17 protein-coding genes are annotated in these 20463 nt (G+C 72.9%); 6 read left to right on the top strand and 11 right to left on the bottom strand.

The window, feature by feature from the left end; translation table 11 throughout:
* On the top strand, positions 1 to 97 hold a 97-nt coding region (locus tag OO47_RS35645; protein WP_157849844.1), incomplete at its 5' end, for an acyl-CoA dehydrogenase family protein.
* A 146-nt stretch (positions 98 to 243) separates the two neighbouring features.
* Here the strand turns inward: OO47_RS35645 and OO47_RS29640 are convergent.
* From OO47_RS29640 to OO47_RS29625, 4 genes are all read right to left on the bottom strand, one after another.
* Positions 244 to 771, bottom strand: coding sequence for a hypothetical protein (locus tag OO47_RS29640; RefSeq protein WP_030221766.1), 528 nt, complete (start codon positions 769 to 771; stop codon positions 244 to 246).
* A gap of 4 nt (positions 772 to 775) precedes the next feature.
* Positions 776 to 2584, bottom strand: coding sequence for an alpha/beta hydrolase (locus OO47_RS29635; protein WP_030221765.1), 1809 nt, complete (start codon positions 2582 to 2584; stop codon positions 776 to 778).
* 8 nt (positions 2585 to 2592) lie between these two features.
* A complete protein-coding gene (locus tag OO47_RS29630; RefSeq protein WP_030221764.1) occupies positions 2593 to 3042 on the bottom strand; it encodes a hypothetical protein in 450 nt (149 codons plus the stop codon).
* A gap of 212 nt (positions 3043 to 3254) precedes the next feature.
* Positions 3255 to 4523: an LCP family protein gene (locus tag OO47_RS29625; protein ID WP_078490032.1), complete on the bottom strand. Its 1269-nt coding sequence runs from the start codon at positions 4521 to 4523 to the stop codon at positions 3255 to 3257.
* 130 nt (positions 4524 to 4653) lie between these two features.
* On the opposite strand from OO47_RS29625, the gene OO47_RS29620 reads away from it, so the two are divergent.
* Positions 4654 to 5187: an acyl-CoA thioesterase gene (locus OO47_RS29620; RefSeq protein ID WP_030221759.1), complete on the top strand. Its 534-nt coding sequence runs from the start codon at positions 4654 to 4656 to the stop codon at positions 5185 to 5187.
* Positions 5188 to 5281: 94 nt separating this feature from the next.
* Here the strand turns inward: OO47_RS29620 and OO47_RS29615 are convergent, their stop codons facing one another.
* Positions 5282 to 6742 (bottom strand): LCP family protein, encoded by a 1461-nt coding sequence (locus OO47_RS29615; RefSeq protein ID WP_456114904.1) that lies wholly within the window; start codon positions 6740 to 6742, stop codon positions 5282 to 5284.
* A 176-nt stretch (positions 6743 to 6918) separates the two neighbouring features.
* On the opposite strand from OO47_RS29615, the gene OO47_RS29610 reads away from it, so the two are divergent.
* Positions 6919 to 7938, top strand: coding sequence for a glycosyltransferase family 2 protein (locus OO47_RS29610; RefSeq protein WP_030221742.1), 1020 nt, complete (start codon positions 6919 to 6921; stop codon positions 7936 to 7938).
* 93 nt (positions 7939 to 8031) lie between these two features.
* Here the strand turns inward: OO47_RS29610 and OO47_RS29605 are convergent, their stop codons facing one another.
* The 4 genes from OO47_RS29605 to OO47_RS29590 all read right to left on the bottom strand — a co-directional run bounded on the left by OO47_RS29605 (position 8032) and on the right by OO47_RS29590 (position 14122).
* A complete protein-coding gene (locus OO47_RS29605) occupies positions 8032 to 9795 on the bottom strand; it encodes an LCP family protein (RefSeq protein WP_234323340.1) in 1764 nt (587 codons plus the stop codon).
* Positions 9796 to 9845: 50 nt separating this feature from the next.
* Positions 9846 to 11609, bottom strand: a complete 1764-nt coding sequence (locus tag OO47_RS29600) for an LCP family protein (RefSeq protein WP_030221737.1) — start codon at positions 11607 to 11609, stop codon at positions 9846 to 9848.
* A gap of 307 nt (positions 11610 to 11916) precedes the next feature.
* Positions 11917 to 13146: an LCP family protein gene (locus tag OO47_RS29595; RefSeq protein ID WP_030221733.1), complete on the bottom strand. Its 1230-nt coding sequence runs from the start codon at positions 13144 to 13146 to the stop codon at positions 11917 to 11919.
* 223 nt (positions 13147 to 13369) lie between these two features.
* Positions 13370 to 14122, bottom strand: a complete 753-nt coding sequence (locus tag OO47_RS29590) for a TIGR03089 family protein (protein WP_030221730.1) — start codon at positions 14120 to 14122, stop codon at positions 13370 to 13372.
* Between the two features lie 137 nt (positions 14123 to 14259).
* Between OO47_RS29590 and OO47_RS29585 the strand changes: the two genes are divergently transcribed.
* The 3 genes from OO47_RS29585 (at position 14260) to OO47_RS29575 (ending at position 18160) form a co-directional block, all read left to right on the top strand.
* The gene (locus OO47_RS29585) at positions 14260 to 15933 is read left to right on the top strand and encodes an N-acetylmuramoyl-L-alanine amidase (RefSeq protein ID WP_030221728.1); all 1674 of its coding nucleotides are present in this window, start codon (positions 14260 to 14262) and stop codon (positions 15931 to 15933) included.
* A 106-nt stretch (positions 15934 to 16039) separates the two neighbouring features.
* Positions 16040 to 17122: a mannose-1-phosphate guanylyltransferase gene (manB, locus tag OO47_RS29580; protein ID WP_030221725.1), complete on the top strand. Its 1083-nt coding sequence runs from the start codon at positions 16040 to 16042 to the stop codon at positions 17120 to 17122.
* Between the two features lie 66 nt (positions 17123 to 17188).
* Positions 17189 to 18160, top strand: coding sequence for a DNA-3-methyladenine glycosylase family protein (locus tag OO47_RS29575; RefSeq protein WP_030221722.1), 972 nt, complete (start codon positions 17189 to 17191; stop codon positions 18158 to 18160).
* A 35-nt stretch (positions 18161 to 18195) separates the two neighbouring features.
* Here the strand turns inward: OO47_RS29575 and OO47_RS29570 are convergent, their stop codons facing one another.
* The gene (locus OO47_RS29570; RefSeq protein ID WP_030221715.1) at positions 18196 to 19509 is read right to left on the bottom strand and encodes a coenzyme F420-0:L-glutamate ligase; all 1314 of its coding nucleotides are present in this window, start codon (positions 19507 to 19509) and stop codon (positions 18196 to 18198) included.
* Positions 19506 to 20462, bottom strand: coding sequence for a 2-phospho-L-lactate transferase (gene cofD, locus OO47_RS29565; RefSeq protein ID WP_030221712.1), 957 nt, complete (start codon positions 20460 to 20462; stop codon positions 19506 to 19508). The genes OO47_RS29570 and cofD overlap by 4 nt, the downstream gene beginning before the upstream one ends.
* Position 20463: the final 1 nt, after the last annotated feature.

Below are 20463 nucleotides of genomic sequence, written 5' to 3'. Positions count from 1 at the left end.
CCCCGTCGAACGCATGATGCGCGACGCCAAGATCACCCAGATCTACGAAGGCACCAACCAGGTCCAGCGCATCGTCATGGCCCGCAACCTCCCGTAACCCGCGCATCCGCGCATCCGCGCATCCGCGCATCCGCGCATCCGCGCACACGGCTCCCGGCACGAAGGCGCCGGGAGCCGTCGGCGTCGAAGGGCCACGGTCCCGGAGAAGGCCGGCCCGCCAGGGCCTGATCCGCCGGACGGGCCCTAGTCGACCTTCTCGCCGTCCGGCACCCGGTAGCAGCCGGAGACGACGAAGAAGTTCAGCTTCGGCGGCTGGTCCTTGGCCCAGTGGGTGATCTTGACGCTGTGCTTCTCGGCGTCGTTGTCGGCCGTCAGGGTGAGGTTCTTGTTCCGGCTGCTGTCGGGCTCGAACCCGACGACCTTCCAGCCGTGACCGGGCAGTTCCTTCCTCAGCCGCTCCATCACCCCGTCGAGCTCCCCGGGCGACGCCGGGGTGAAGGTCCAGGAGTGGAAAGTGGTGAAGTACTTCTCCGGGTCCTTGCCCGAACACTCCATGACGCCGGGGCCGGGCTGGGTGGCCTTCCCCTTGAGGCCCATCAGGTCGTAGAGCTCGCTCGACACCTTCTGTGTCGTGTCCGTCGCCCGGGACGTGGTGCTGACGCCCGCGAACGGAGGGCTGTCGGAATCCTTGGCATCGCTCATGCTGCATCCAGTGAGGGTCGTGAGGGCGAGGGACAGGAGGAGCGCGGGAGCGCTCACCTTGATCTTCATCTGATCAGCGCATTCCTGGCGTGGGGTTCGGCGGCGGCTTCAGTTCCACGTCGCCCGGTTTGCCCGCGACGACCAGTGCCTGGTTCTTCAGGCTCTTCGAGTTCTCGTTCCAGTAGTCACTGTGGCCCGACCCGTCCGTGGCCATCTGGTGGGCGCCGAAGCGTTCGTCACTCGGAATGGTCCACGGGCCGTCCCAGTCCGTCCCGCCGTGACCGAACCGGCCGATGTCCGGGACGGGGTCCCCGTCCGCCTCCTGGTTCCATACGTGGCCCTCGGGGACGTCCAGGTCCTTGGCCTTGGCCACCTGCACGCCGGGGCTGCCGGCGAGGATCACGTCGTCCGCGTTCAGCTCCCCCTGCCGGGCGGCGGAGCCGATGAGGGTCGTGCCGTACGAGTGGCCGATCGCCGTCCGGTGCGGGTCGGTGTCGACGGAACGGGAAGCGTCCAGACCGTCCATGAAACGGTTGTACGCCGGAGCGCCGTCGTTCGCGTAGTGGCTGAAGGGCGAGTCCTTGACGATGTTCTGCGGGGCGTCGTAGCCGAGCCAGGTGATCGTGGACACCGAGCCGTTGTCGGCGGCGGTGGCCGTGGCCCAGACCCGTTCCATCCGTTTGATGTCACCGTCGACGGCGCTCAGACTGGCCGTGGTGCCCGGCACGTAGACCGCCTGGTGGTCCGCCGTGTCGGGGTTGCCGTTCGCGACGATCGCCCGGCCGTTCTTCTCGGCGTCGAAACCGAGCAGGTACGCCTCGGGCAGACCGTTCCGGCCCGTCCGGTCGAAGCGCGCCTGAATCGCGTCCATCCCCTTCAGGGACCCGGTCAGCTGCTCGTACCGGGCCCCGTACTGCCGGTGCCAGTCCATCCACTCGTCGGTGTGCACCTTGGCCGGGTACATGCCCGCCGTGATCCACGTCCACTCGTTGGCCGGTGGCTTCGGTAGGGAGTTCAGCTCCATCCGGTACTGGCCGTGCTTCTCCGCCAGGACCACCCGGTTCGCCTCGTCCCGCACCGGCGACGGCAGGCCGTCGAGCGCTCCCACGGCCGCGGGCCGGAGGGACAGCCAGGCCTCCTGCTCCTCCGGGGCGAGCCCCTTCCACCAGGCGGCGTTGTCCTTCGGGCTGCCGTTCTCGGGCGGCTGTGGCAACGACGCGAGGTAGCGCGTGCCCGCCTCGTCGACCCCGCCCGCGTCCGACTGCACGTCGGCCCAGTCCCGGTCCGACACCTTCAGGTCGTCGTCGGCCTTCAGTGCCCGCAGCTTCGGCGCCCACTTCGCGTCCGCGTCCGTCGCCTCCTTCAGCGCGTCGGAGATGCGGTTCGCGAACCCCAGCGCCTTGCCGTAGTTCGGGTTCGGGTGGATGCTGACCGCCTGGCGCTCGATGGCGTCCGACGTGTCGGTGCCTCCGGCGCTGCCGGACACCGTGCCGCCCTCGGCGGTCTTCTCCGCGCCGGGCTTCGCGCCCGCCGGGAAGGTGACCGAACCGTCCGGGTTCACCGTGCAGCCGGCGGCGTGGGCGTCGGCGAGCGCCGCGTCGAGCTTCCGCTTGGCCGCCCCGATGTCGAAGGCGAATCCTTTCAGCGCCGTGCTCACCAGACCGCACTCGGTCTGCGCGTAGTGGAAGTTGCCCGACAGGTTTTTCAGCTCGGCCAGGGCGGCGTCCGCCGCCGCGCCCCGCAGCCGGGCACGGATGCCCGTGGAGATCCGGCCGTCCACGGCGTCCTTGGCTGCGCTCGCCATGTCGCCGACGGCCCGGTAGCCGTCCGCGGCCTCCTCGTACTCGGCCTGCTCGAACGCCTTCAGGGTCTTGAGGTCCATGGGCGGGGTCACCTCTCCCCGGCCCGGCCGCCAACGGCCTCGGTGTCCCCGTACCGCACCGCGAGCGCGTCCAGGTCCTGCTTGACCGTCTCGTCGGTCTTCGCCAGGTCGTGCCCGGCCAGTTGGAGGAGCCCGCCCAGCGCGTCGCAGCGGCCGCTCACGTCACCGACGTACTTCTTCCAGGAGTCGTACAGCTCCTTCTGCGCCGCCGCGCTCTGGATCTCGCCGGTGTCACCGAGACCCGCCTGTCCGGAGTCCAGCTTCGTGAGGGAGGTGGTGATGCCCTCCTTCAGGCCGATGACCTCCTCCCCGGCCTTCGCCCACGCCTTCTTGTCCGTCTTCAGGTCCTCGGAGTACCCGCCGCCGCCCGGTTCGGGCGCGACCTGGTTCAACCGCATCGACGTCGGCTCGCGCCCCGCCACCTCGCTCTTGATGTGTTCCCATTCGTCCCACGGCACTGGTGGAACCTCCCCGTTTCCCCATGCATGTCACGCCCCGCGCCCTCGCCCGGGGCAGGCCCTCATCATCTCCGACGCCCGCGGGCCGCCTTCGGCAGGCCCCGCGTCGGCGGGCCCGGCACCGGAAGGCCCGGGTCGTGCGCCCGGCACGCGCCGTCCGCCGGAGAACGCGGACGGCCGGCGCCCGGGGCGGGCGCCGGCCGGGCCGGACGTCAGCGGTTCGACTCGACCGTGACCTTCTCGTCGTTCCTGATCTGCTCGACCAGCTGCTTCACCTTCGGCATGTCCCACTTCAGGGACCCCTGCGGCGCGGCGCCCGCGATCGGCATGTTCATGGACCTGCCGTCGCCGCCGCTGATGCCCTTCATCGCGAAGAACATCTTGCCGAGGTCGTACAGCGACATGTCCTTGTCCACGATCAGCGTGTCCAGACCGGCGCCCAGCGTCGGGTACAGCGCGAACGGGTTGAGGATCGTGCCCGGCGTCGCCGCCTGGTTGGCCAGGGCCGAGAGGAACTTCTGCTGGTTCTTCGTCCGCGCCAGGTCCGACTCGGCGAACGCGTACCGGGTGCGGACGAAGGCCAGGGCCTGCTCGCCGTTGAGGGTCTGCGTGCCGGCCTGGAAGTCGGCGCCGGACTTCTTGTCCTTGAAGCCCTTCTCGATGTTCAGCTCGACGCCGCCGAGCGCGTCCACGATGTTCGCGAAGCCGGCGAAACCGATCTCCGCGTAGTGGTCGATGCGCAGCCCCGTGTTGTACTCCACGGTCCGCACCAGCAGCTCGGGGCCGTCCATCGCGTAGGCCGCGTTCAGCTTGGAGGCGCCCGGCGACTTGCGGGCCTTGCCCGACTCCGAGCCCACGAAGTTCGGGATCGTCACCCAGGAGTCGCGGGGCAGCGAGACCATCGTGTTCCCGCTGGAGCAGGCCGCGAGGATCATCATCGAGTCGGTCCGCTTGCCCTCGGCGGAGCCGGTGTGGAGCTTCTTCTTCTCCTCGGCCGACATGCCCTCGCGGCTGTCGGAGCCGACGATCAGGTACGTGGTGCAGTCGCCCTCGGACGGGCGCTCGATGACCTTGGAGAGGTCCACCTCGTTGCGCATCTGCGAGCTCGCCCAGGCGTACGTGCCGATGCCCCAGGCGAGGACGCCGACGACCAGGACGATCGAGCCGACCTTGATCCGCTTGCGCCAGTCCGGGGCGGGACCGGTGCCGGAGCCGCCGGGGCCCCGGGGCGTGTACTGCGGGGGGATGCCGCCCCGGTTGCCACCGCCGCCCTGGGCGCCTCCGTAGACCTGGCCCGTGTTGTAGCCGGAGTCGTAGCCGGTGCCCTGCGCCTGCGTGAAGCTCGGGTTGTAGCCCTGGTCGTAACGGGGCGGCTGCTGCGGAACCTGCGGGCGCTGCACATGGCTCATCCTGCGGGGACCCTCGGGCTGGGGGTTCGCGGGGCCGCGGCCGTGTCCGCCGTCATCGGGCCAGTCATTCATGCGGACCAGTGTGCCGGGCGGGGGTTTCCGGGCGACAGACCGGGTGGAGGATCGGGGCGGGGCTGTTGCCAAGCTGATGCAAAGCGGACCGAACGGGGGCGTCGCGGAGACCCGGCATAAGGTGGAGGGCATGACAGATCAGGGCGATATCCCGGGCAAGCCCACCTCGGCCTCCCGCACCACCCTCAGCCACATCATGACCAGCCACGACACCAACCTCCTGGGCACGGTGCACGGCGGCGTGATCATGAAGCTGGTGGACGACGCGGCGGGCGCCGTCGCGGGCCGGCACTCGGGCGGTCCCGCCGTGACCGCCTCCATGGACGAGATGGTCTTCCTGGAGCCGGTCAGGGTCGGCGACCTCGTGCACGTGAAGGCCCAGGTCAACTGGACGGGCCGGTCCTCCATGGAGGTCGGCGTGCGGGTCATGGCCGAGCGCTGGAACGAGTCCACGCCCGCCACCCAGGTCGGCTCCGCCTACCTGGTCTTCGCGGCCGTCGACGCGGAGGGCAAGCCCCGCCCGGTCCCGCAGGTCGTTCCGGAGACGGAGAAGGACAAGCGCCGCAACCAGGAGGCCCAGATCCGCCGCACCCACCGCCTGGCCCGCCGCCAGGCGATCAAGGAGCTCCGGGAACGCCGGGCGGCGGAGGGGTACGAGGACTGAGGGGTACGGAGCCGGGGCCCGCCCCCGTACCCGCGGCGCGGCCCGCCCCGGCCCACGAAACCGCGGGGCCGGGGAGCTGCGCGGGGCCGAGGAGCTACGGGCACACCACCTGGTCCCCGGTCACCGCCTCGAACGGCTTCTCCGGCTCCTCCGTCCGTACCGTCCGCACCCCCTCGTAGTCCGCCCCCACGACCACCCGCAGCGTCCCGCCCCTGCCCGCCACCGCCCTCAGCTCCGCGCCCGGAAGGGCCGCCGCCAGGGACTTCGCCGAGCGGTCCCAGCGCGGGTCGTACTCCACGACCGTGCGCTTCCGCTCCGCCCCCTCCGCCGTCCTGGGGGTCCCGGTGGTCGCGAAGCCGGTCGCGCGCAGCGCATTGTCGGCCTTCCGGCCGAGGCCGGCCGTCCGGGTCCCGTTGTAGACCTGCACCCGGACCGTGTCCGGCGCCACGTCCACCACGACGTCCTTCGGCGCCTTCGCCGACACCGCCGCCTTCTGCCGCGCGATCGGCCGGTCCTCCCGCAGCGCCTGGAAGAGCTGCTGGGCCTTCGCCGCGTCCCACTTCACCGTCGAGCCGATGCCCTTCACGGGGAAGCTCATGTCCCCGACCGGTACGGACACGAACTCCGACGACGTGGGCGTGAAGCCCCGCATCGCCTTGGAGAGCGACAGCATCTGGTCCGTGCCGAAGCCCTCGTCGGCCCGTACGGAGCCGAGCATGCTCGTGGCCACCGCCCGGAACCGCACCGGGTTGAACAGCACCCCGCCGCTCGTCACCCGCTCCACCAGCGCCGCCAGGAACTTCTGCTGCCGCTGCATCCGCCCGATGTCGGCGGCCCCGTCGACGTGCCGGGAGCGCACGTACTGGAGGGCCCGCCCGCCGTCCAGCTCATGGGTCCCGGGGGCCAGGTCGAGTCCGGTGTACGCGTCCTTCAGCGGCTTCGTCGTACAGATCCGCACCCCGCCGACCGCGTCCACGGTCCGCATGAAGCTGGTGAAGTCGACCTCCAGATAGTGGTCGATCTTGACGCCGGTCATCGACTCGACGGTCCGCACGGTCAGCGCGGGCCCGCCCTCCGCGTAGGCCGCGTTCAGCTTCACCGGGTGCGCCTGGTGCTGCTCGCCGCTGGTGAGGTCGGTGTGCTCGGGCATCTCGGCGTACGAGTCGCGGGGCAGGCTCACCACGCTCGCCCGGTCCCGGTCCTCCGAGATGTGCACCAGCATCACCGTGTCGGTGCAGTTGCAGGGCGCGCCGCCGAGCCGGTACTTCGCCCGCTCCTCCGGGGTGATCCGGTCCCGGCCGTCCGTGCCGACGACCAGGACGTTCATCCCGTGCCCGGCCCGCGGCCGGTTCTTCATGTCCTTGAAGGGGTCCACCCGGGTGAGCCCGGTGTCCAGGCCGGTCACCAGGGCGTGCCCGATCCCGCCCGCCGCGAGGACCGTCACGGAGAGCGCCGTCGCCATCCGCATCCCCCACCGGGACCGCCGCCGCGGCCGCCGCGCCGGTGCGCGGCGGGCGGCGGGCCGGGGACGGGGCGTGCGGGGCGGTGTGGGCACGGACGGACACCTCCGCGGGTGGGACAAGGGGGCCGTGAGCACCGTAGTCCCATACGATCAGCGCAAGGGAGCGCCACCCGTGCGGCGCGCACCCGTGTCCCCCGTTCGCGGTAACGTGGCGGGCGAAAACACCGTCTCCGTCTCGCGGGGGACGCCCCCCGCACCGCCGAGGAACCATGCTGCCCCCCGTCTCCGTGATCATGCCGGTCCTCAACGAGGAGCGGCACCTGCGCAACTCCGTCCGCCACATCCTGGAGCAGGAGTACGACGGCGAGATGGAGGTGGTGATCGCGCTCGGCCCGTCCACGGACCGCACCGACGAGATCGCCGCCGAACTCGTCCGGGAGGACCCCCGCGTCCACACCGTGCCCAACCCCACGGGCCGTACGCCCGCCGCCCTCAACGCGGCGATCGCGGCCTCCCGCCACCCGATCGTGGTGCGCGTCGACGGCCACGGGATGCTCTCCCCGAACTACATCGCCACCGCCGTGCGGCTCCTGGAGGAGACCGGCGCGCAGAACGTCGGCGGCATCATGCACGCCGAGGGCGAGAACGCCTGGGAGGACGCGGTCGCCGCCGCGATGACCTCGAAGATCGGCGTCGGCAACGCCGCCTTCCACACGGGCGGCGAGGCGGGCCCCGCCGAAACCGTGTACCTGGGCGTCTTCCGCCGCGAGGCCCTGGAACAACAGGGCGGCTACAACGTGGAGTTCATCCGCGCCCAGGACTGGGAGCTGAACTTCCGCATCCGCGAGGCGGGCGGCCTGATCTGGTTCTCGCCGGAGCTGCGCGTCCAGTACCGCCCCCGGCCCTCGGTGAAGGCGCTCGCCAAGCAGTACAAGGACTACGGGCGTTGGCGCCACGTGGTGGCCCGCTACCACCAGGGCTCCATCAACCTCCGCTACCTGGCCCCGCCGACCGCCGTCTGCGCCATCGCCGCCGGAGTGGTCGTGGGCGCCCTCGTCACCCCGCTCGGCTTCGTGGTCCCGGCCGGCTACCTCGCCGCGATCACCGCCGGCTCGGTCCCGGCGGGCAAGGGGCTCCCCCTCAAGACCCGGCTCCGGATCCCGGTCGCCCTCGCCACCATGCACATGTCCTGGGGCTACGGATTCCTCACCAGCCCCCGCTCCCTCGCGAAGAAGGTCATCGCGAGCCGCCGCCCGGCGGTGACGGCGGGGGAGGCGGAGACGGTCTGAGGGCCGTGCCCGCGTACGCGCCCGAACACGGCGACGGCCGGACCCCCTTCCGGGGTCCGGCCGTCGCCGTGTGCGCGGGGAGGGAGCAGGGAGTCAGCTCTTCCCGTCCCACTGGTAGACCGAGTAGACGTCCATGCAGTCCGCCTTGTCGTCGGCGCCCTCGGGCAGGTCGCCCGCGGTGTGCGTCGGCCTCTTGTAGACCGGGCCCTCGCGCCAGTCGGCGCCGACGATGAGCTTGATGCCCTCGGCCTTCGCGTCGATCCGGACGGCGGACTCGGGCAGCCCGAGGGCCACGGCCACCGCCTGGGCGTTCGCCTTGCCCTTGTCGCCGGCGTCCTTGGGGTAGACGATCACGGTGTCCTTGCGGGGGCCGCCCTCCGAGGAGGCCTCGGCCCGGGCGAAGCCCTTGCCCCGGAGCGTCTCGGCCAGCGTGCGGGCACGGCCCTGGACGGCCGCCTCGTTGTCGCCGTCGGTGCCGTTGACGATCGTCACGCCGTAGGAACCGGGGGCGTCGGCGGGCACCTTCGGCTTCGCGGAGGCCGTCGGCTTCGGCTTGCCGCCGTTCTTGTCGTAGGCGACGTCGTCACGGAGCATCGTCCACATCTTCTCGGCGGACGCCGGGACCATCTCCAGCCACGCGTTGGGGTTGGCGGGATAGGGCCTCGTCGGGACCGTAGCCGTCGTCAGACGGTCGATCTTGACGTTCTTGAGCTGCATCGACAGGTCGAAGAGCTTCTTCACGCTCTTGATCTCGTCGGAGACCCGGAGGGCCCGCGTGGCGGTGTCGGCCAGGCCCATCAGCCGGCCGGTGTCGCTCCAGGCGTTCTGGCTCTGGAGCTTCTTCATCATGCCGTTCATGTACATGTGCTGGGCCTTGGCGCGGTTCTGGTCGCTGCCGAACGCGTGCCGGGTGCGCAGCCACTGGAGGGCCTGTTCGCCCTGGACCTCGGTGGTGCCCTGCTTCAGCTTCAGGCCGGAGCCGCCCTTCACGTCCCGGGTCGACTTGTCGTGGACGCCGGTCTTCACGCAGACCGGGACGCCGCCGACCTCGTCGGCCATCGCCACGACACCGGCGAAGTCGACCATCATCCAGTGGTCGATGTAGACCCCGGTGAGGTTCTCCCAGGTGGTGAGGGTGCAGCCGGGGCCGCCGCGCTGCAGGCTCTCGTTGATCGGCCGGTTGGTCGTGGCCGGGTAGGACGTGCCGTTCTCGTCCTTGCACTCGGGGATCGGGACGACCGTGTCGCGGGGGATGGAGACGATCGAGGCGTTCTCCCGGTCCGCCGAGATGTGCAGCAGCATCTGCACGTCGGCCAGTGGCTTGCGGTCCCGGTCGTTCTTGCCGCCGCCCAGGGCGACGTTCTTCTCGTCGCTCCGGTCGTCCGAGCCGATCATCAGGATGTTCAGCGGGGTGTCGCCCAGCGCGTTCGGCGCGGCCTTCTTGACGCCGCTGTTGCCGCCCGCGCGGCTGCCGCCGCGGATGTTGCCGTTCAGGTACTCGTAGTACAGGTATCCGGCGCCGGCCGTCCCGAGTATCAGCACCGCCAGGGTGATCGCCACCCAGCGCAGCGCCCTGCGCTTGCCGGTCTTCTTGCCGGCATCTTTCCTGGGGCGCCGCCGGGAGCCGCCGCGGCGGTGGCCGCTACGCGCGTCACCGCCCGCCGCGCCCCGCCGCCGCTCCGCGCGGGTGGCCCCGTCGGAGGAGCCGCCGGAGGACCCGCCGGAGGCCTCCGGCCCGTCGGAAGGATCGGCCCCGGTCGCCTCGCCGGCCCCGTGCAGGTCGTCGTCCCAGCTCAGTTCACGGGCGCGCGGCACGCTGCCCCGCGTTCCCTCCCCGCGCACGCTGTTCTGTCCCACCCCAGGTCCCCTCGTGAATCAGGCGCGCGCCGAGTCCCGGTGTTTCCGGGTCACTTGGCGCACACCTGCTTGTCGGCTTCTACCTTCTCGACGTCCGGCGCCTTTGCCGGGCCGTTGACGGGCACCCCCGCGCCCTTGAAGTCGGCGCCGAGGACGAGCGTCATGGGCTCGAACTCCCCGGCGTCCTGCGTGCCCGGCTTGAGCGCCGTGGCGGGCAGGCCCATCATGTCCGCGAGCGCGCGGGCCTGATCGGCCTGGTTCGGTGCGTAGGTGAGCGTGGTCTTCGCCGCCTTCTCGGGGGCGTTGCTCTTGTTGGTCGAGCGGAGCACGCCCTGCTCGTTCTGGAGCCAGCTCAGGGTCGACTGGGCCGCTCCCCGGACGCCGCTGCCGTTGTAGACGTCGACGCGCACGTCGGCGGCGGTGGCCCGCGCGCCCTGGAGGAGCTTCGCCTGGGCCTGCGCCTGGGCGTTCTTGGCGTCCTGCTCCTTCTTCTTCACCTCGGTGAAGGAGACGTCGCCCCGGATCATCTCGAACACCTGCGGAGCCTTGGTGGAGTCGAGGACGACGGTCGCCCGCTTGTTGGGCGGCTCGTCCGGGTTGTCGACCACCGGGACGGTCATGAAGCTGATGTTCTTCAGGTCGACCTTCCCGATCTCCTTGGCCAGGGAGGTCAGCTTCAGCGCGCTCCCTATCCCCTTGTCCACCGTGAGCGCCTCGGTCGCCGCGTTCGCGACCGAGAGCAGCTGCGTCGGGCTGCTCAGGGTGTCTTCCTTCAACTGGCGCAGCATCGAGGCGAGGAACTGCTGCTGCATCTTGATGCGGTCCAGGTCGCTCTCGTTGCCGAGGCCGTGGCGGTTGCGCAGGAACGCGAGCGCCTGCTCGCCCTGGATCCGGTGCTCGCCCGCGGGGAGGCTGAGCTTGGAGTAGTTCTTGTCCTGGATGGGCTTGGTCAGACAGACCTCCACACCGCCGACGGCCGTCGACAGCGTCTTGACGGCGTTGAAGTCGACCATCATGAAGTGGTTGATCCCCACCCCGGTCATCTGCGTGACGGTGCGCATCGTGCAGCCCGGGTCGCGGCCGTTCACGCCGAACGACTCGTTGAACTTGGTCTTCCCGACCGAGCCGGGGATGACCTTGGTCGAACCGTCGGGCTGTTTCGTGGGGCAGTCCGGGATCTCGGTCTTGAGGTCCCGGGGGATGCTCAGCGCCGTCGCGTTGGTCCGGTCCTCGGCGATGTGGATGAGGAACGTGGTGTCGGCGTGACCGGTGACGTTGCTCTTGTTCCCGTAGCTCTCGTTGCCCTCACCGGTGCGCACGTCGTTGCCGATGATCAGGATGTTGAGCGGGCCCTCCATGCCGGGCGCGTCGATCGCCGCGTCGCCGACGTCCACCGTGCCGATGTTGCCGTTGAGCTTGTTGTAGATCAGGTACGCCCCGGTGGCGCCGCCCACGAGGACGAAGGCCATCGCGCCGCCGGTCCACATCAGGACCTTCTTCTTGCGCGAGGCGCCCTGTTTGGGCCTGCGGCGGCTCGGGGGCGCCTGCCGGCCGCCCCGGGTCTGCTCGGGGACCCGGCGCCGGCGCTGGCCGGGGACGGGGGCCTCGGTGGCGGTGGCGGTGGCGGTGCCCCCCTCGGACGCCTCGGACGCCTCGGCCGCGGCGGGGGCGGAGGGGCCGTGGGACCGGGACGGGGGTGCCGGCTGCCCAGCGGAGTGGTCCAGTCGCAGTTCGTAGTTGCCCGTTCGCGGGTTGAGTACCCACTGGTCGGCGGGGTCGATCTCGTCCGCCCGTCCACGGCTGTGCGCGTCCACGGTTACTCGAGTCCTCCGTCGGTGCCACGCGAGGCGCCCTCCCCCCGGGCGCCGCTTTCTCGGTCGTTCGATCCCTGGTGAGTGTGACGACCACGTGGTCGGGGTACACCGGATCGGGTCACACTATCCGCCCAGTTCAGCGCGGGGCGACGTCCGTGACAAATTCCACGCGCCTTACAACCGGGCAATCCGCCCAAACCGCATCCCTCTCGCCCCTCCCCTTGGCCCACCTTTTACCCGCCCTCCCCACGGCCCCTCCCCGCAGCCTCCTCCCCACGGCCCCCTGCCGTCCCGCCGCGCGCCCCGGTCAGGAGCACACCCCCTCCGCCGCGTTCCGCCCGGTGAACGTCGGCGTCGGGGCCGGACTCGGCGACGCCTCCGCGTCGGGCCGCCGCTCCCCGTCCTTCTCGCCGGGCGTCACCGCCACGGGCCGGTCCTCCCGCAGCTGTTCGAAGAGTTGACTCGCGGCGGGCTGCACCAGTTCGTCCCGGTTCGCGTTATACGTGTACGGACGCCGGGGGACCGTGAGGAACTGCACCCGCTCGGTCGGGATCGCCCGCATCGAGCGCGCCAGGTCGTACAGGTCCCGCAGCGAGTCGAGCCCCGCGTCGGTCGTGATCGACTTCGTGGCCGCGTCCAGGACCGGATAGAGCTTGGTCGGGTTCAGCAGGACGCCGTTGCTCTGCACCTTGTTGACGAGGGCGCCGAGGAACTGCTGCTGGCGGTCCATGCGTTCGGTGTCGCTGCCGTTGCCGAGCGACTTCCGGGCCCGTACGAAACCGAGGGCCTGCTCCCCGTGGAGCGTCTGGCGCCCCGCCGGCAGCTTCAGGTGCGCGTCGGAGTCGTCCACGGGCTCCTTGAGGCAGACCTCCACCCCGTCCACGGCGTCCACCATCTTCTTGAAGCCCTGGAAGTCGATCACCATGTGGTGGTCGACCCGCGTCCCGGTCAGCTTCTCCACGGTACGGATCGTGCACGCCGTACCGCCGATCTCGAAGGCCCAGTTGAACTGCGCGAACTGCTCCCGGGTGCGGGACCCGTCCGGCTTGCGGCAGCTCGGGACCGTCACCATCAGGTCGCGGGGCAGGGAGACGGCGGTCGCGCTCCGCTTCCCCGCCGCGAGGTGCAGCAGGATCACGGTGTCCGAGCGCTGGGTGCCCCTGTCCCTGCCGTACCGCTCGTTCCCCTCGCCGGACCGCGTGTCCGAACCGATGAGCAGGATGTTCCGGGCGGCCGAGGAGTTGGCGGGCGGCCGCTCCTTCTCGTACCTGCGCAGCTCGTCGGCGGCGGTGGTGTCCGTGGTGATGTTGCCGTCGAGCTTCCGGTAGAACCACCAGCCGGCCCCGGCCGCGCCGAGCAGGGCGACGGAGACGCCGAGGGCCGTCCAGCGCAGCCAGTGGCGGCGCCGCTTCCCGGGGCCGCCGGCCCCCGGCCCCTCCGGGGCGCCGGCCGCGTCCTCCGCCGCCGTTCCCCCGGTGGCCCCGTCCTCGGGCGCCGGGGGGTCCGGTTCGGCGGGCGTGCCTGCGCGGTCCGTCACGTCTGCGTCCGTCCTTCGTGGCGTCGGCGGCGCGCCGGACGGCCGCCGGCCGGGGAAGGGGCCGGCCGGGCCCGACGCGTGGTGGTGCGGAAGGAGACGACTCCCCCCACCGATCATCCACCGGACCGGGCGCGCGAACCCGGGGACCCGGCCCGTCACTGGGCCGAACGGGTGCGGTTCGGCCCGGTGACGGGCAGGGGCGGGCCGGAAGGCGGCCGGGGTGTCACACGGCGGTGTCCGTCACCCGCTCGCTCTCCACCCGCTTCTCGAACGCCTCGGGCGCGAGCCGGTCCAGGTTCCGGCACAGGACCACCGAACCGCCGGCGGCGAGCGGCGCGTACAGACCGGTCGAGACGCCGGTCCAGTCCCCGTAGCCGAGCCCGGAGAGCAGCCGCGAGCCGGGGCCGAGGCCGAGCGCCGCCGCGTCCACGCGGGCCTGCGCGACGAGTTCGACGCCACTGCGTTCCACACCGCCGACGACCAGGGCGGGGGCGTCCGCGTCCACCGGCACGAACGGGGCGAACCGGTCGCCCTGGCTCGGGACCTCGACCGCGTAGTCCGCGTAACCGGCGGGCGCGGTGGGGAAGCGGCGGCCCAGCGGCGCCAGGGAGAGCGCGATCCGCTCCCCGGAGCAGGCGAGGCCCGCCTCCAGGGTCTCCGGGCCCGCGACCACGACGTCCGCGCCGGCCGGGTCGCCGCCGAGCTCGGCGGTCACGCCCACCGAGGAGCAGGCGAGCAGCCAGACGGCGGTCTGCCAGTGCGCGGGCAGCAGCAGCGCGACCCGGTCGCCGGGTCCGGCGGACAGCTCGCCCTGGATCAGGTTCGCCGTCTTGGCCACCCAATTGGCGAAGGTGGCGACGGACAATTCCACCCGTTCACCGGTGGCGTCGTCGTAGAAGGTGACCAAGGGGCGGGCGGCGTCCGCGGCGAGCGCGGATCGCAGCAGGTCGGCGGGGGTGCGGTCGCTGGCGTTCACGCCGGACAGCGTACGCGGGAGGGCCCGCCGGGGTCCGCCGTACCGGTGACGCCGTCCACCGGTCGGACCGACCGGCCGCCGCTTTCCGGGCGGTGTTCCGCCGCGCGGAACGGCCCGGCGGTACGCACGATCGGCCCATGCGTGCCTCACTCGCCTCCTCGATCGCCGTCACCTGCGCGGCGGTACTCGCCCTGCCGGTCTCCTCCGCCGCGCCCGCGGCGGCCGAGGTGCTCGTGCAGCCACCGGCGGCCTCCGCGCTGCCCCCCGCGCCCGACCTGTCGGGCTCCACCCAGTCCCTGCCGCTCGGCCCGCTGGGCCCCTCCTCGCGGGCCGGCGGCCCGGGGGAGCAGGGCCTGACCCGGCGCGACGTCGAACCCTTCTCGCTCGTGGGCGTGGTCTGGGACGACCCACGGGTCCCGCTGCACGGCACCGTGCAGGTCCGCACCCGGGCCACCGGCACGGACACCTGGTCGGAGTGGCAGGACGTGGAGACCCACAACGACGAGCACGGCGCCGACCCGGACAGCGCGGAGGGCACCTCACGGGCGCTCCGCGGCTCCACGGCCCCGCTGTGGGTGGGCGACTCGGACGGCGTCGAGATCCGCGTACGGGCGGAGGCGGGCGGAACGGGCGGCGCGCCGCCGCTCCCGGCCGGCCTGCGCCTGGAACTCGTGGACCCGGGCGAGGGCCCGGAGGCGCCGACGGACACGGAACCGGTCCTGGAGACGGAGCCGGGTACGGGTACGGGTACGGGTACGGAGGTCGAGCAGGTCGCGGCCGGGTCCGCGGAGCCGGCCACGGAGGCCGCCCCGCCGCAGCCCCGCACGGCCGCGGTTCCGGAGGCCCCGCTGCCCCCGGCGCCGGCCCCGGCACCCGCCCAGGTCCCGACCCCGGCACCCACCCAGGTCCCGGCCCCGGCCGTCACCATCCCGGCGGCCGTCGCGCTCCCGACCGCCCTGGCCGCCCCCTCGGCCGTCCCCCCGACCGCTCCCCCGGCCGCCCCGTCCCTCTCCGGGCTCCTCGCGGGCCTGGGCGCGATCAACTCGCAGCTCACCTCGTACGCCGCGCCCTGGCTCCCGGCCGCGTCGAAGGAGGCGGTCGAGGCCGCGGCCGCGTACCTGCCCCCGTTCCTGCCCCGCACACCGGCGTCCGGCGCCGAGGCGCAGGAACCGGCCAAGACCCCGGCCCAGACCGCGGCCGCGCCGTACATCGGCCCCCGTCCCGCGATCGTCACCCGCAAGGGCTGGGGCGCGGACGAGTCGATCCGCGAGAAGACCTTCGTCTACACGAACACGATCAAGGCGGCCTTCGTCCACCACAGCGCCACCGGCAACAACTACACCTGCGCCCAGGCCCCCTCCGTCCTGCGCAGCATCTACCGCTACCACGTCCTGAGCAGCGGATGGCGGGACTTCGGCTACAACTTCGCCATCGACAAGTGCGGCAACATCTACGAGGGCCGGGCGGGCGGCGTGGACAAGCCGGTGCTCGGCGCGCACACCCTCGGGTTCAACACCAGCACCATGGGCATCGCCGTCCTCGGCACCTTCAGCACGACCGCCCCGCCGGCCGCCTCCGTGACCGCCGTGGCCCGCCTGACGGCCTGGAAACTCGGACTCCACGGGATCAACCCCAAGGGGACGGTGACCCTGACCTCGGGCGGCGGGAACCTGTACGCGAAGGGCAAGAAGGTCACGTTCCACGCCATCGCCGGACACCGTGACGGATTCGCCACGGACTGTCCCGGATCGCTTCTGTACGGCAAGCTCGGCACGGCCCGGACGAGCGCGGCGTCGTACCAGGGGAGGTAGAGGGGGACCACCGGGGCAACCCTCTGCATAAACTGACCGGTCATATCGCAGGGACGACCGAAAACGGACGTGCCGACGGCCCCGGACAGGAAGCAGAGACGACAAGGTGACAGAAGCGATCCTCCTGGTCGGTGGCAAGGGGACACGGCTGCGGCCCCTCACGGTCAACACGCCCAAGCCCATGGTCCCCGCGGCGGGCGTCCCCTTCCTGACGCACCAGCTGGCCCGCGCCCGCGCCGCCGGCGTCGAGCACATCGTGCTCGCCACCTCCTACCTGGCCGAGGTCTTCGAGCCGCACTTCGGCGACGGCTCCGAGCTCGGCCTGAGCCTGGAGTACGTCACCGAGGAGGAGCCCCTGGGCACCGGCGGCGCGATACGCAACGTGGCCTCGCGCCTGCGCTCGGGGCCCGACGACCCGGTCCTCATCTTCAACGGGGACATCCTCACGGGCCTCGACATCGGGGCCCTGGTCGACACCCACTCCTCCTCCGGCGCGGACGTCTCGCTCCACCTCACTCGGGTGGACGACCCGCGGGCCTTCGGCCTGGTCCCCACGGACCCCACCGGCCGCGTCACGGCCTTCCTGGAGAAGCCGCAGACGCCCGAGGAGATCGTCACCGACCAGATCAACGCGGGCGCGTACGTCTTCCGCCGCTCGGTCATCGACACCATCCCCACCGGGCGCCCGGTCTCGGTCGAGCGTGAGACCTTCCCGGAACTCCTGGCCTCCGGCGCCCACCTCCAGGGCATGGTCGACTCCACGTACTGGCTGGACCTCGGCACCCCGCAGGCCTTCGTGCGCGGCTCCGCCGACCTGGTCCTCGGCCGCGCGCCGTCCCCGGCCGTCCCGGGCCGCTGCGGCGACCGCCTGGTGCTGCCGTCGGCGCGCGTCGCCCCGGACGCCAAGCTGACCGCCGGCACGGTCGTCGGCGCGGGCGCGGTGGTCGGCGAGGGCGCCCGCATCACGGGCTCCACGCTCCTCGCGGGCGCGGTCGTCGAACCGGGCGCGGTGATCACCGACTCCCTGATCGGCGCGGGTGCCCGCATAGGCGCGCGTACGGTCCTCAGCGGGGCGGTCATCGGCGACGGCGCCCGGATCGGCGCCGACAACGAACTCCGCGACGGCATCCGCGTCTGGTGCGACGCCACCCTCCCGGCGGGCACGGTGCGCTTCTCGTCGGACCAGTAGGACCGGGGGAGGACGGCGGGGAACGGCGGGGGCACCGGAGGTCCCCCGCCCGACTACGCTCGTCCCATGGCCGGCCGCTTCCCCCAGAGACCCACCACCGCACCCGTACGGGTGACCGGCCGCACCCCCGCACCGCTCACCCGCTCCCACCCCCTCCCCCCGGGAACGGACCTCGCCCTCACCCTCGGCCCCCTCCGCCGGGGCCCCGCGGACCCCGCCTACCGGGCGGCCCGGGACGGCTCGTTCTGGCGGGCCAGCCGGACCCCCGAGGGCCCGGGGACCCTCCGCGTCACCGCCCGGGACGGCACCGCGGAGGCCCACGCGTGGGGCGAGGGCGCCGCCTGGCTCCTGGACCGCCTCCCGGCGCTGCTCGGAGCCGAGGACGACCCGGCCGCCTTCACGCCCCGCCACAAGCTGCTCGCCGCGGTCCACCGCCGCCGCCCCGGCCTCCGCCTCCTCCGCACCGGCCTGGTCCTGGAGGCGCTGATCCCGTCGGTCCTGGAGCAGAAGGTCACGACGGACGAGGCGTACCGGGCCTGGCGGCTGCTCGTACGGAAGTACGGGGAGCCGGCGCCGGGTCCGGCCCCCGACGGCATGCACGTCATGCCGGACGCGCGCGCGTGGAGCCTGATTCCGTCCTGGGAGTGGCACCGCGCGGGCGTGGACGACAAGCGGGCCGCGACGATCCTGCGCGCGTGCCGGGTGGCCCGTCGCATGGAGGAGGCCGCGGACATGACCCCGGCCGAGGCCCGGAAACGCCTGGAGCTGATCCCGGGCGTCGGCCCCTGGACGAGCGCCGAGGTGGTCCAGCGCACCCACGGCGCCCCCGACGAGGTCACCACCGGCGACTACCACCTGCCCGGCATCGTCGGCTGGGCCCTCGCGGGCGACCGCACGGCCGACGACGCGGCCATGCTCGACCTCCTGGCCCCCTACGGGGGCCAGCGCCACCGGGCCGCCCGCCTGATCCTCCTCAGCGGCCGCATCCCGCCCCGCAGGGCACCCCGGATGACCCCGGGGAACATCGCGGCCCTCTGACCGCCCTCCGGCCGCGCGGGGCCCGTCCGGCGGGGTCAGCGCACCTCGACGAACTCCGCCGCCGTCCGCGCCGCCCGCTCCCGGGGCGGGGCCGCCGGGTGTCCGATCGCCACCGCGCCGAGCGGGTCCCAGTCGTCGGGCAGGTCGAGGACCTCCCGTACGACGTCCCGGCAGAACATCGTCGAGGACACCCATGCCGAGCCGAGCCGTTCGCCCGCGAGCGCCACCAGGAAGTTCTGCACGCCCGCGCCCGCCGCGACCAGGAACATCTCGCGCTCGGCGGTGTCCCGGCGCGGGTCGCCGTAGTGGTGGGAGCCGTCCATGACCAGGCAGGGGACGGCCAGGTGGGGCGCGTCGCGCAGGACGTCCCCGCGCCGCACCCGCTTCGCGATCGACTCCTCGGACCTGCCGTCCCGGCGCAGGTCCGCGATCCACGCCTCCCGCATCGCGTCGAGCAGCCGCGTCCGTGACTCCGCCGACTCCAGGAGCACGAACCGCCACGGCGTCGTGTGGTGCGGGGCCGGCGCCGTCACGGCCGCGGCGACCGCGCGCCGCACCGCCCCCGGGTCGACCGGATCGGCCGTGAACTCCCGTACGGTCCGCCGCAGCGTCACCGCCTCCCGTACGGCCTCGGAGGTGCCCAGCCGGAACATGTCGTCGGCGGCGCTCCGCACGAGCGCGCGTGCGCCCGGCTCCCCGTCCCCGCCCACCACGTGCGGCAGGCCCCGGACGACGGCCACCGGAAGCCCGGCCGCCTTGCCCTTCACCAGGTCCCCGGCGGCGGCGAGTTCGTCGGCGGTGGCGACCACGGTCGCGCTCAGCGGGTTGCCGTGCGCGTCGGTCCCGCCGCGCAGGTCGTCCAGGACCCGCACCCCGGCCGCCCCGATCGCCACGTCCGTGAGTCCCCCGCGCCAGGGGCGCCCGAAGGTGTCCGTGACGACGACGCCCACGTCCACGCCGAGCGCCTCGCGCAGCCCCCCGCGGATCCGGCGGGCCGAGGCGTCCGGGTCCTCGGGGAGCAGGAGGACCGTCCCGGCGGGGGTGTTGGAGGCGTCGACCCCGGCGGCGGCCATGACGAGCCCCTGCCGGTTCTCGACGATCCGCAGGGTGCCGCGCCGCGCCACCACCCGTACCGTCTCGGCGTCGATGGCCTCCTCGCGGTCGGCGGCGGCGACCACCCGCCCCTCCGCCTTGCTCACGATCTTGGAGGTGACGAGCAGCACGTCCCCGTCGGCCAGTCCCGGGGAGGCGGAGGCGATCAGCTCGGCCAGGTCGTCCCCGGCCGCCACCTCGGGAAGCCCGGGCAGCGCCCACACCCGGTACGAGGGCGCGGAGGGGGCGGCGGTCATCCGCGCACCTCCTCGGCGAGGGCGAGCGCCGCGCGCGCCATCGCGGCCGTCGCGTCCGCGTCCGTCATCATCAGCGGCACCGCCCGGCAGGGGATGCCCGCCGCCTCGACGTCCGCGACCGCGCCCGCGTCCACGGTGTCCACGAGCCAGCCGTCAAGCAGCCCGGTGCCGTAGTGCAGGGCCACCGCCGCCGCCGTGGACTCCACGCCCACCGCCGCGAGGACCTTGTCGGCCATGCCGCGCACGGGCGCGTCCCCGACGATGGGGGAGAGGCCCACGACCGGCGCCCCGGCCGCGGCGACCGCCTCGCGGATGCCGGGCACGGCCAGGATCGTGCCGACGGAGACGACCGGGTTGGACGGCGGGAAGAGGATGACGTCCGCCTCCGCGACGGCCTCCAGGACGCCCGGCGCCGGCTTCGCGGCCTCCGCGCCGACCGGCACGACGGCCTTCGCGTCGACGGAGGCGCGCAGCTTCACCCAGTACTCCTGGAAGTGCACCGCCCGCCGCTCGCCGTCGACCTCGATGGCCACGTGGGTCTCGACGCGGTCGTCGGACATGGGGAGCAGGCGGACGCCCGGCTGCCAGCGGGCGCACAGCGCCTCGGTGACGGCGCTCAGCGGGTAGCCCGCGGCGAGCATCTGGGTGCGGACGATGTGGGTCGCGAAGTCCCGGTCGCCGAGGCCGAACCACTCGGGTCCGACGCCGTACGCCGCGAGCTCCTCCTTGACGGTGAAGGACTCGTCCGTACGTCCCCAGCCCTGCTCCTCGTTGATGCCCCCGCCGAGGGTGTACATCACCGTGTCCAGGTCGGGGCAGACCTTCAGCCCGAAGAGATGGATGTCGTCACCGGTGTTGCCGACGACCGTGATCTCCGCGTCCGGGGCGGCCTGCTTGAGGCCGCGAAGGAACCGGGCACCACCGATGCCGCCTGCCAGAACCACAATGCGCATG

This window comes from Streptomyces bikiniensis (genome assembly GCF_000716625.1).
GTDB lineage: Bacteria > Actinomycetota > Actinomycetes > Streptomycetales > Streptomycetaceae > Streptomyces > Streptomyces bikiniensis.
Note: the sequence above shows the minus strand (reverse complement) of the source record. Positions and strands in the feature narration are given on the sequence as shown.